At 68.3% G+C, this 11,072-nt stretch carries 9 protein-coding genes; all 9 read right to left on the reverse strand.

Annotation, left to right across the window (positions count from 1 at the left end):
• Positions 1–142: 142 nt before the first annotated feature.
• Positions 143–505 carry a histidine triad nucleotide-binding protein gene (locus Q5064_RS10930; protein ID WP_302964646.1) on the reverse strand — a complete coding sequence of 121 codons (363 nt, stop codon included), beginning with the start codon at positions 503–505 and terminating at the stop codon, positions 143–145.
• Between the two features lie 374 nt (positions 506–879).
• The gene (locus Q5064_RS10935; RefSeq protein ID WP_302964648.1) at positions 880–1,524 is read right to left on the reverse strand and encodes a TIGR03936 family radical SAM-associated protein; all 645 of its coding nucleotides are present in this window, start codon (positions 1,522–1,524) and stop codon (positions 880–882) included.
• A complete protein-coding gene (locus tag Q5064_RS10940) occupies positions 1,524–3,608 on the reverse strand; it encodes a TIGR03960 family B12-binding radical SAM protein (RefSeq protein WP_302964649.1) in 2,085 nt (694 codons plus the stop codon). Before Q5064_RS10940 ends, Q5064_RS10935 begins: the two co-directional genes overlap by 1 nt.
• The gene (locus Q5064_RS10945; protein WP_302964651.1) at positions 3,595–4,767 is read right to left on the reverse strand and encodes a YcjF family protein; all 1,173 of its coding nucleotides are present in this window, start codon (positions 4,765–4,767) and stop codon (positions 3,595–3,597) included. The genes Q5064_RS10940 and Q5064_RS10945 overlap by 14 nt, the downstream gene beginning before the upstream one ends.
• Positions 4,768–5,910, reverse strand: coding sequence for a rod shape-determining protein RodA (rodA, locus tag Q5064_RS10950; protein WP_302964655.1), 1,143 nt, complete (start codon positions 5,908–5,910; stop codon positions 4,768–4,770). It lies immediately after the preceding gene.
• Between the two features lie 107 nt (positions 5,911–6,017).
• Positions 6,018–8,192, reverse strand: a complete 2,175-nt coding sequence (mrdA, locus tag Q5064_RS10955) for a penicillin-binding protein 2 (protein ID WP_302964652.1) — start codon at positions 8,190–8,192, stop codon at positions 6,018–6,020.
• Between the two features lie 15 nt (positions 8,193–8,207).
• Positions 8,208–8,732: a rod shape-determining protein MreD gene (gene mreD, locus Q5064_RS10960; RefSeq protein ID WP_302964653.1), complete on the reverse strand. Its 525-nt coding sequence runs from the start codon at positions 8,730–8,732 to the stop codon at positions 8,208–8,210.
• Entirely contained in the window at positions 8,732–9,763 is a 1,032-nt protein-coding gene (mreC, locus tag Q5064_RS10965) for a rod shape-determining protein MreC (protein WP_302964654.1), read from the reverse strand. The genes mreD and mreC overlap by 1 nt, the downstream gene beginning before the upstream one ends.
• Before the next feature lie 16 nt (positions 9,764–9,779).
• Entirely contained in the window at positions 9,780–10,835 is a 1,056-nt protein-coding gene (locus Q5064_RS10970) for a rod shape-determining protein (RefSeq protein WP_016308611.1), read from the reverse strand.
• Positions 10,836–11,072: the final 237 nt, after the last annotated feature.

The raw sequence follows: 11,072 nt of genomic DNA on the forward strand, positions 1-11,072 counted from the left end.
CTCGCGACCTCCGACGTGACAGGCCGGCGCTCTAACCAACTGAGCTAACACCCCGCGTTTCAGCAGCCCGTATAGTATACGCACTACCTCATGCGCGCGCAAGACCAAATTTCGAGAAATTTCGATCCAGCGGCCAGCGGCCCTACTGGCCCTCGCGCAGCGATCCCTCGAAGGTGAAGCGGCCCATCTTCGTACCGCCGAGCACGTGCACGTGCAGGTGGTTCACCGTGGCCGCCGAATCAGGACCGGTGTTCACCACCGTACGGTAGCCCGACTCCCCCACGCCCTTCAAGCGCGCAACCTCGGGCACTACGGCCATCATGTGCCCAATCACCTCGCCGGGCACGCCTGCGGCCAGGTTGTCGTAGTGGGTCTTCGGCACGATGAGGGTATGCACCGGCGCCTCGGGCTCGATGTCGTCGAAGGCGTAACACACGTCGTCCTCGTACACCTTGGCCGAGGGGATCTCGCCGGACACGATCTTGCAGAACAGGCAGTCGCTCATGGGAATTCCTTTCGCATCTTCCAACGCTTCCATGATAACGGCAATCGCGTTTTTTGGCTTGAAAACAACGGTTTTGTGACGCGAACACCCCAAACAGCGGCCTCCGGTATTACGCTTCCTGGCCAAACACGGCGCTCGTAATACATTTCGGCTACTCAAAAGGCATCCCGCGTCACAAAACCGTTCATTCCAAGCCAAAATACGGAATTTTTGATCAACGGGAACCTAGAGCCCCGGCATTCGGGCAGCATCGTCCAGTCCCGTGAGCTGGCAACGCACCCCGCGCAGCCGCCCCTCGCAGACCCCAGCCACCCCTCGGCACCCGACCGTCCCTCGCAGGTACCGGGCGCACCTCGGCACCGAACGCTCCCGCCTCAGCGGGCCTCACGCTGCTCTATGCGCAAAAAGCTCACCGGGTGCACATCGGCAGGAGCGCCGTCGGCCGCCACCGTGGCTGTCAGGAGCTCGCGCACGAATGCATCGGCTCGCAGGCTGCCGGTGGGCTTGGCCTCCAAGGTGAAGCGCACCGTGGCGCCGTCAAGCTCTACCGGCCCTACCAGGAAGTCGGAAACGGCGAGCGTCTTCTCCTTCTTCTTGCGCACGACGGTAATGGCCTCGGGCACGATGAGCGCTGCCGGCGCCGCCGACAGCTGCACCTCGTAGGTGCTCACCGGGCAGGCCACGCTGGCCGCGGCGGCCTTGGGCTCCACATAGCATGCCTCGGTCGGCATGAGGTCGGCAGGACTCGCCGCCTGCAAGGCCGCCAGCGCCTTGGACGGAGGCACATAGTCGGTCAGGAACAGGTCGAAGAACTCGGATGTGCCGCCTACGCCCACGGGCAGCGCCGCCCCGAAGGCGATGCGCATGTGGGGCGAGAAGCCCTGGCTCACGGCATAGGGAAGCCCGGCGCGGCGCACGGCGCGCTCAAGGGCGCGGGCCAGCTCCAGATGGGACAGCATGGCGAGGCGCCCCGTTTCCCGGAACGTCACGCGCAGGCGGAACAGACGCGGATCGGCCATCAGCGCACCTCCTTCTCGTCCAAGGCGGCGGGCTCCCCATCCTGCAGCATCTGCCCGTCGCAATCGGCTTCGCCGCCCTCCGACCCCGCGGCGCAGGCCGGCCGGGCACCGCAAGAGCCCTCCCCGTCCTGCAATCCCCCAGATGCCAGCGAAAGCTCCTGGCCGCCGCCGATCACCCTGCGGTAGGGGTTAGCCGCCCCCGCACCTGTCTTACTCACGCGCTCCTCCATCAGCTCGATGTCGGCGCCGAGCGTGGGGCAGGCTCCGCAGGCGGAGCAGTTCTCGAACGTGCAGTCGGGAGTGGTGACGCCCTCCTGGGCCCGTGCGCGCTCCCGCGCCAGGAACTTCGGGCTCACGGCAGCGGTGATGTGCGCCCAGGGCAGCACGTAGTCGGTGGGGAAATCGGCCTGGGCGATGCGCGCCGGGTCGATTCCGAGCGCCTCGGCAGCCCCGGTCCACGCCTCCTCGTTGAAGTGCTCGGTCCAAGCGTCGAAGCGAGCACCCCGGCGCCACGCCTCCTCCACCCACGCGGCCGCCTCGCGGCCCCCGCGGCTCATGACCGCCTCCACGAACGAGGTGGCGGGATCGTGGTAGTGCACGTCCACCGCCTTGTACTTCACCGAGCGCTTCAAAAGCCCCACGCGCCGCAGCGTCTCCTCGGGCGAGATCTGCCCGTCCCACTGGAAGGGCGTCTGGGCCTTCGGCACGAACACCGCGCACGACACGCTCATGCGCACGCTGCCCCGCTGCTCGGGTGGCACGGCGGCCTTGGCGCGATCGTAGGCGCGCTGGGCCAAGCTCGCGATGCCCTTGATGTCGTCATCGGTCTCGGTGGGCAGCCCCACCATGAAGTACAGCTTGCAGCGCCGCCAGCCGGCCGCGAAGGCCGCGTCGATGGCCGCGAACAGGTCGTCCTCGGTCACGTTCTTGTTGATGACGTCGCGCAGACGCTGGGTGCCGGCTTCGGGCGCGAAGGTGAGGCCGCCCTTCTTCTGGCCGGCCACGAGCTCGGCCATCTCCACGCCGAAGGCGTCCAGGCGCTGGGAGGGCACGCTCACCCGCACGCCGCGACCAGCGCAGGCGGCGTTCACCCGCGTGAGGATCTCGGATATCTGCGAGTGGTCGGTGGACGACAGCGACGTCAGGCTCACCTCGTCGTAGCCGGTCTCGGCCAGGCCGCGCACCACGGCGTTCACGATGTTGTCGGCACTGCGCTCGCGCACGGGCCGGTACATCATGCCCGCCTGGCAGAAACGGCACCCTCGGGCACATCCCCGCAGCACCTCGATGTTCAGGCGGTCGTGTACCACCTCCGTATAGGGCACCACCATGGGCTCGTGGGCGTCGGAGGCAGCGAAGCCCTCGAACACGCGCTTGTCCACCCGCGCGGGCACATCGGGATAGAGCGGCTCGGCCCAGCTGCCGGCAGCCTGAGCCTCCTCTTCGCTGCGCCAACGGTACAGGCTCGGCACGTAGGTGCCGGGAATGGCCGCGAGCGCCCGCAGGATGTCGGCGCGCGCCGTGCCGGCCGCCCGCGCATCGCGAATGCACGCAAGCACCTCGGGCAGGTGTTCCTCGCCCTCGCCCACCAAAATGGCGTCGAAAAACGGCGCGTAGGGCTCGGGGTTGTAGGCGCAGGGGCCGCCCGCCAGCACGATGGGGTCGGCCTCGGCGCGCTCGTCGGCGTGCAGCGGGATGCCCGCCAGATCGAGCGTCTCCAGAATGTTCGTGGCCGCCAGCTCGTGGGGCAGCGTGATGCCCACCGCATCGAATTCGGCCACGGGCGCGCAGCTCTCCAGCGAGAACAGCGGCACGCCTTCCTCGCGCATGAGGTCGGCCATGTCCACGGCGGGCAGAAAGGCGCGCTCAGCGCCCATGCCCTCGGTGGCGTTCACCGCGTTCACGAGAATGCGCACGGCCTGGTTGGCCTGGCCGAGCTCGTAGGTGTCGGGGTATATCATGCAGAATTGGAAGGGGGCGTCGTCCTTCACCACGCAGCCCCACTCGTGGTTCAGGTAGCGCGCCGGGCGCTCCACGCGGGCGAGCAGGGGCTCGACGCGCGGCCACAGGCTAGTGCTTGGCATGGGCTCCCTTTCCGCTCCTGCCGCGCAAGGCGCGAAACGCCGTCAGCCCGGCGCCCTTGGCCGCGTCGACCACCTTGCGCCCGGCCGGCGTGGCCGCCGCCTTGCTCGTGGCCTCCACGACCTCGTCGCGGGCCTTCTGCACCACGCTCGCCACGCCCACGATGTCGCCGCCGGCCTCGAAGTACTCGATGGCCGCCCGGCCCATGGCCTCGGTGCCGGCAAAGCCCACGACTCCCTTCACGGCCCAACCGAGCACCGGCACCACACCGGCCGCCGAACGGGCGATGTTGCGGAACAGGAAGGCCCCGCCCACGACAGCCGCCAGCTCCTTGATGCGCTCGGCGGACAGGGGCTGGCCGTAGGCCGCGGCAATCTGCAGCAGCATCTTCGCCTGGTTCAGCGTCATGATGGGCATGTCGGCCCCGGGGATGAACACCACCACGCCCACGCCGGCGTTCTGGATGGCCGTGGCACGCACCGCATCGAGCGACAGCGGACGGCGCACGAACGGGAAGGCGAGCGCGAAGGCGAGCTTCTTCTCGCGGCAGGCCGCGATGATCCACTCCCCCATGCGGCGGTCCAGGTCAGCTGCCGCCTCATCCGTCAACTCGATGGGCTCGCAGGCAGCGGGCTCCTCGGGCGCGGGGACCGCCCGCTCGAGGGCCTCGAGGGCCTCGGGGGCCTCGGAGGCCTCCCCCTCGACGCGCCCGGCGGTCACGCGGCGCGCCAGCGTCGCGGCGGCATCGCCCCAGGGCGTGGGGCGCGTCATGTCGGGGGCGACCACATCGCCCTCGGGAATGGGGAAGCCCGCCGCCTCGGCTGCCGCGGTCACGGCATGGGGCGAGGTGGTGGCCACCATCACGGGGATGCCCGCGCCCCTCACATGGGCCGCCGCCTCGCCGATGCGGGGCGAGGCCCCCGCCACGATGACGGCCATGTCATCGGCATCGTAGGGCTCGGGCAGCTCGTCGCCGTCCAAGTAGCCGAGGGTCACCCGCGTGCGCGCTCCGGCGCTCGCGAACGCGCTGCGTACGTGCCCCACCACATCGCCTGGGGCCGTCTCGTCGAGGTAGACCGACACCGCCAGCGGCGTGTTGCGGGCGGAATCGATATCGGTTGCGGCGCGGATGAGCGCCGGAATGTCGAGGGGGATGTTCATCTAAGCGGCCTTCCTTCCTGAGACGGAGCGGTGCGACCACACCGAGCCGATGAGCCCGATGAGCGCGAAGTTGACGACCATGAACGACGAGCCGTAGCTCACGAACGGCAGCGGGATGCCCGTGATGGGCATGAGCCCCACGTCCATGCCGATGTTCTCGAGAATCTGAAACAGCCACATGCCCACCACGCCCATGACGATGAGCATGCCGAACAGGTTGTCAGCGGCACGGGCGATGGACAGGCAGATGGCGATGAGGGCGGCGTACAGGGCGAGAAGCCCCATCACGCCCACGAAGCCGAGTTCCTCGGCAAGGACGCAGAAGATGAAGTCGGTGGGCGCCTCGGGCAGGAAGCCGTGGGTCGACTGGGTGGCGTTCAAAAGCCCCTTGCCGAACAGGCCGCCGCTGCCGATGGCGATCTTCGCCTGGGCCAGGTTGTACCCGTCGCCGGACAGGTCGGCCTCGGGGTTCAGGAACACGAGCAGGCGGCTGCGCTGGTAGTTCTTCAAAAGGCGGTACTCCCAGGTTCCGTCGGAGAGCTGGTACTTCAGCATCTCGTCGACGGCAAACACGGCGGCGATGGCGGCCACGCCCGCGACGGCGGTCACGACCAGGTAGCGCGCCTTCGCGCCCCCCATCACCATGACGACGGCCGAGATGGCCAGATACACCAGGCCCGTGCCGAGGTCGGGCTGGGTCATGATGCAGGCGAAGGGCACGAGCAGCAGCCCCAGCACCTTGCAGTACTCGCGCCAGTCGTCCAGCGTCCCCTGGTAACGCGCGAGCAGGCTCGCTGCGAACAGCACCACCGTCACCTTCGCGAACTCTCCGGGCTGCACCTGCATGCCGATCCTGATCCACGACTTCGCGCCCATGCCGGCGTCGGTTCCCAGACCGGGAATATGGGGGAGCAGGATGAGCACCACGTTGACGACGAGCAGCGCCGTGGTCATGTTCGCCAGGCGCCGGTAGTCGAAGCGCCACAGCACCACCATCACCATAAGCCCCGCGGCAACGCCGGCAAGCTGCCGGTTGAAGCTGTAGTCGGCATCGCCTTGGACCGCCGACCAGCACACGGTGAGGCCGTAGCTCACCAGAAGCGCGATGACGAGCAGGAAGGGCCAGTTCACCAACGAGGCCAGCGAGGGACGCTCGGAGCGGCCCGACGGGGCGTGGGAGGCGCGGCGCGCGCGGCCCGACTGGCTCGCATGCACCGAGTGAATCTGCGGAAGCTCAGCCACGGCGCCCCCTAGTCCTCGCGGCCGCCGGAGTCGACGGCGATCTCGACTGACTCGCCGGGCGAGCCCGCGACGCGCTCGATCTCGGTCGTGGAGGTGCCGGCGGCATCGGCCATGAGCTCGGCCATCACCTCGACCACCACGGGGGCCGCCACGTCCGATCCGCCGCCGCCCTGCTCCACTACGCAGGCCACCACGTACTTGGGCTCGTCGAAGGGCGCGTAGGCCACGAACCACGCCGTGTCGTTCTGATCCTGCTTCTCGCCGGTTCCCGACTTGCCGGCCGCGTCGATGCCGGCCTCCTCGAACAGGGGGCCTACCGTGTGGGACTCGCGCACCATGTCGTGCAGCGCGTCGCGCACGTAGGCCAGGTGCGCCTCAGTCACCTCCGGAGTGCGCATGACCTCCGGCTCGAAGGTCACCACCGTCTCGCCCTCGCCGTTGTGGACCTCCTTCAGGAGATGCGGGCGCATGATGGTGCCCGTGGCCACGCCCGCGTACCCGCAGGCGATCTGCAGCGGGGTCACGAGCACGTCGCCCTGGCCGATGATCATGTTGGTGTAGTCGCCGCCGCGCCAGGACGCCTCGGCCGGGCGGTTGCGGAACGCCTCGGCCTTCCAGGCCGGCGTGGGGATGAGCCCCACGGCCTCCCCGCCCAGATCGATGCCGGTCTGCTCGCCGAAGCCGAACTGCTCGATGTACTCCTGCAGCGCCGTCTCAGAAAGCTCGCCGCTCCCCTGCGGGCCGTGGTCGTAGAACGCCTTGCCGATCTCGTAGAACACCGTGTCGCACGAGTTCACGATGCCGCCGTGCAGATCCAGGGTGCCGTGGCCGGCGTGGTTCCAGCACTTCTGGGGCACGCCCGTGTCGAAGCCGTCCCACTCGCCGGTGCAGTTCCATGTGCTGCTCTCGCTGGCGAACCCGAACTCGAGGCCCGCCAGAGAGGTGAACGCTTTGAACGTGGAGGCGGCCATGAACTGGCCCGACACCACGTTGTTGTTGAGCGGCGCGTAGGCCTCGTCGGAGTTGTACTTGTCCATGAGCTCCTGGGAGAAGGCCCCCGTGAAGTTCGTCGGGTCGAAGGTGGGGAAGCTCGACATGACGAGCACCGCGCCGTCGGTCACATCGAGCGCGACCACCGCGCCCTTGCACCCCTTGCCGGTGCCGATGACCCCGTCGCGCGGGGCGATGAGCTTCGCCAGGGCCTCATCGGCCACGTACTGGGCGCGCGCGTCGATGGTGAGGTACACGTCGCTGCCCTTGGAGTCCTCGATGTTGCTCATCACCGAGATGCGGCGCCCGGTCGCATCCACCATCACCTTGCTCTCGCCGTGCTCGCCGGACAGGTAGGCGTCGTAGGTGGCCTCCACGCCGGCGGTTCCCACCGTGTCGATGGAGAGGATCTCCCGGCCGTCGGGCTGCTGCTTCAGGCGATCTTCGGAGGGCGTGCCGGTGTAGCCGAGCACATGGGCCGCCAGCGCGCCGTAGGGGTACTCGCGCAGCGAGCGCTCCTCCACCGTGATGCCGGGGAAGGCGTCGGCGTGCTCGGCGATAAAGGCCACGTCGCGCAGGCGCACGTCCTGGCCCATCACGCGCAGACTCTGGGCACCCCCGCTCGCGTCCTTGACGCGCTGCATCAGCACGTTCACCGGCACGCCGAGAACAGTGGACAGCCGCCTCACCACATCGCGGTTGTCGGCCACCTCGGGGTCTGCCAGCACCGCCTGGGCGGGCCGGTTCACCGCGAGGGACACGCCGTTGGTGTCGTAGATGCATCCGCGCGGGGCCGGGGTCTTCACCGTGGTGTAGAGGTTCTGCTCGGCCGCGTCGGCGTACTGCGAGCTGCCGAGGATCTGCATGCCCCACAGTTTCACCGCCAGGGCGCCGAAGATGCCGACGGCCAAAGCGCCTACGCCCGCGAAGCGCTTCCCCAGACCGTCCGAGGGCTTCTTGGCGGAGGCGGCCTCCTCGGAGCTGCCGACCCTCACCTCCCCCTCGCGGGCGGCGCGCGCCGACGTGCGGCGCTCGAAGGGCGAGCTGCCGACGCCGACGGTGTCCAGCTGGCTGACGCCCTTGGTGGCGCCCACGGAGGGCGTGGAGCGGTTCGCGCGCACGGCGAGGGCCGCGGCGATAACGACGATGGCGACGACGGCCGCAAGGACGGCCACGATAACGGCAACGAGCACGGGCGCGCCCCCTTTCTAGCGCAGGATCGGCGTCCCCGGCTGGCCCAAGGGCTTGCCGATCATCACGTTCATGGCGATCGGGTACATCAGCAGGCCGATGACGCAGTCGTAGAGCATGCAGGGCAGCGTGCGGTACAGAAAGGCGTCGCCGAGCGACACGCCCGCGCCGCAGGCCACCACGACGAACCCGTAGAGCACCTCGGCCAGAACCGTCGATGCCAGAAGGATCGCCACCGGCATGAACAGGGTATCGTTGTCCAAGGCGGCATACAGGCGCGAGGCGAGAAATGTTACCAGCACGAGCACAAAGGCCATAGCCCCCACCGGGCCGCCGCCCACCAGATCGAAGATAAGGCCGCACGCGAAGGGCAGAAGCGCCCCCGCATGGTGTGGCGTTGCCACCGCGCGCACGAGGCAGAAGGCCACGATGAAGTTCGGCACGGCGGCGAACAGGGCGATGGCGGGGGCCACGATGATCTGGAGGAGCACGGCGATAATGCCCCCGATAACCGCCGCGACGGTCTCACGCGTCAGCTCCATCAGGCATCCTCCTCCCCGTCCGCGCCCGTATCGTCGCCGCTATCGCCGGCGCCGGCCGCCTCGTCGGCATTGCCGTCGTCATCCGACCCCTCTGCGCCCGCCGCATCGTCGGCGCCCGCATCGGCATCGCCCGGGGCCGCGTCGTCCTGGCCGTCTCCGGCCGCGGGCGCCACGACGGCGCGGTCGGCGGCGTCGGAGGCGGCGCTCAGGACCACGACGGCCTCCTCCATGAGCGACACCGAGCCGTTCGGCGCCACCACGATCTTGCGCGTGTCCTTGCCGGCCGAGCCCTCGACGCGGGCGACGGTGCCGATGAGCAGGCCGCGCGTGTAGCTGCCGCCCAGACCGCTCGTCAGCACCACGTCGCCCACCTGGATGTTCACATCGGCGCCGATGTTCTCCAAGTACAGCAGGCCGTCCAGAGACCCGCGCACGATGCCCTCGGCGCGGCTCGACTGGATCATGGCCGCCGCCCCCGACTGGGGGTCGCTCAGAAGGCGCACGCGGCACGTGCCCGGCGTCACAGAGATCACCTGGCCGATGACGCCCGAGGAGCCCACGACCGTCAGGCCACTCTCCACTCCCTCGTTGGAGCCCACGTCCAAGGTGATGTCCTGATTCCACGCGTCGGTGGAGCGCCCGATGACCCGGCCGGTGGGGCCCTGGATGTCGTAGGCGTCGCGCAGGCCCAGAAGCGCCTGCAGCCGCTCCACCTCGAGGCGGTACTCCTCGCCCTGCACCGAGCGCTGGGTCAGCTGCTCGTTCTGCTCCCGCAAAACCGCCAGCGTCTCCTCGGTGGCCCCGTTCTCGTCCGCAGCCTGCTCGGCGTCCTCCACCGCCACGCCAAGAGGCGCCCCCGCGAGCTGCAAGGGGGCGGCCAAGCCCTCCGCGGAGGCCTGCACGCGGTGCAAAGGACCGCCGTCCCCCTCGGCCTGGTAGATGCCGACGCACACGAGGGACACCACGAGGGCGACGATAAACGGAGCCCGGCCCAGGGGCGCGGGGCTGTGATTCTGGAAATTGAGAGCCATACAGGTCGCGTCTGCCCTACTTGGAGCGCATGAGCGTCTGCTTGAGGGCCGTCGGCGTCTCGAGCACCTTCAGGCAGCCGGACACCACGTTCGTGAGCGCCGTCTCCGACACCCACACGGGAATCTCGAGCTTGTCAGTGAGGTAGCGGTCGAGGCCCGACAAAAGGCCGCCGCCGCCCGTCAGCAGAATGCCGTTCTGGATGATATCGCTGGCCAGGTCGGGATTGGTCTTCTTGAAGGTGTCCTTGATATGCAGCACCATCTCCTCGATAGGCGCCTGCAGGGCCGCACGCACGTCCTCGGATTGGATGGTCACTTCCTTGGGCTGCTCGGTGTACACGTCCTGGCCGGAGATGATCATATCGCGCTCGCGGCCGTCCTCGAAGGGCAGAATGGAGCCGATCTTGATCTTGATGACCTCGGCCGTACGCTCGCCGATCTTGATGCCCAGAAGGTCGCGCAGGTGCATGGCGATGGCCTCGTCGAGGCGGTTGCCGGCCAGACGCAGCGAGCTGGAGGTCACGATGCCGCCGAGCGAGATGACGGCCACCTCTGTGGTGCCGCCGCCGATGTCCACCACCATGGAGCCGGTCGGCTCGGTCACGGGCAGATCGGCACCCATGGCAGCGGCCATGGGCTCCTCGATGAGGTAGGCCTGGCGGGCGCCGGCCTGAATGGCGGCCTCGAACACGGCGCGCTTCTCCACCGAGGTGGCACCGCAGGGAATGCAGATGACGATGCGGGGCTTGGGCTGCCAGGGGTACTTCCGCTCGGAGGCCTTGTTGATGAAGGCCGACAGCATCGCCTCGGTCACGTCGTAGTCGGCGATCACGCCATCCTTCAGCGGATGCTCCGCCGAGAAGGCATCGGGCGTGTGGTTGATCATGTTCTTCGCCTCGTGGCCGACAGCCAACACACGATGGGTCGATTTCTCTATGGCGACGACGGAGGGCTCGTTGATGACGATGCCCTCGCCGGTAATGGCAACAAGGGTATTGGCAGTCCCCAGGTCGATGGCCATATCGGCGGACATCTGGCCGGTCAGGCTGGAGAACATATCAAGGAATGACATACAGGCAAACCCTTCGAGTACGTATAGGTTACAGTCAGCCTTAGATTTTAGCACAGGCCCCGATAAGGCGTAGAAACTCCATAGGGAGAGGATGCTCTGGAAGCCCCAGAGGAAAACAAAAAGACGCCCCACGGGGCGCCTTGTCCTCATGCAAATAAAAAGGGACGCCCGACGGCGTCCCCGAGAATGCAAAGCGCCCCCTGCGAGCGGAACGACCTGTCCTCCCGCGGCCTTGCG

The organism is uncultured Adlercreutzia sp. (assembly GCF_958431955.1).
Lineage (GTDB): Bacteria > Actinomycetota > Coriobacteriia > Coriobacteriales > Eggerthellaceae > Adlercreutzia.

What these genes read in the sequence shown, in the direction of transcription:
- Q5064_RS10930 (WP_302964646.1), bottom strand. Translation starts at nt 505, where the DNA reads ATGAGCGACTGCCTGTTCTGCAAGATCGTGTCCGGCGAGATCCCCTCG.
- Q5064_RS10935 (WP_302964648.1), bottom strand. Translation starts at nt 1,524, where the DNA reads ATGGCCGATCCGCGTCTGTTCCGCCTGCGCGTGACGTTCCGGGAAACG.
- Q5064_RS10940 (WP_302964649.1), bottom strand. Translation starts at nt 3,608, where the DNA reads ATGCCAAGCACTAGCCTGTGGCCGCGCGTCGAGCCCCTGCTCGCCCGC.
- Q5064_RS10945 (WP_302964651.1), bottom strand. Translation starts at nt 4,767, where the DNA reads ATGAACATCCCCCTCGACATTCCGGCGCTCATCCGCGCCGCAACCGAT.
- mreD (WP_302964653.1), bottom strand. Translation starts at nt 8,732, where the DNA reads ATGGAGCTGACGCGTGAGACCGTCGCGGCGGTTATCGGGGGCATTATC.
- mreC (WP_302964654.1), bottom strand. Translation starts at nt 9,763, where the DNA reads ATGGCTCTCAATTTCCAGAATCACAGCCCCGCGCCCCTGGGCCGGGCT.
- Q5064_RS10970 (WP_016308611.1), bottom strand. Translation starts at nt 10,835, where the DNA reads ATGTCATTCCTTGATATGTTCTCCAGCCTGACCGGCCAGATGTCCGCC.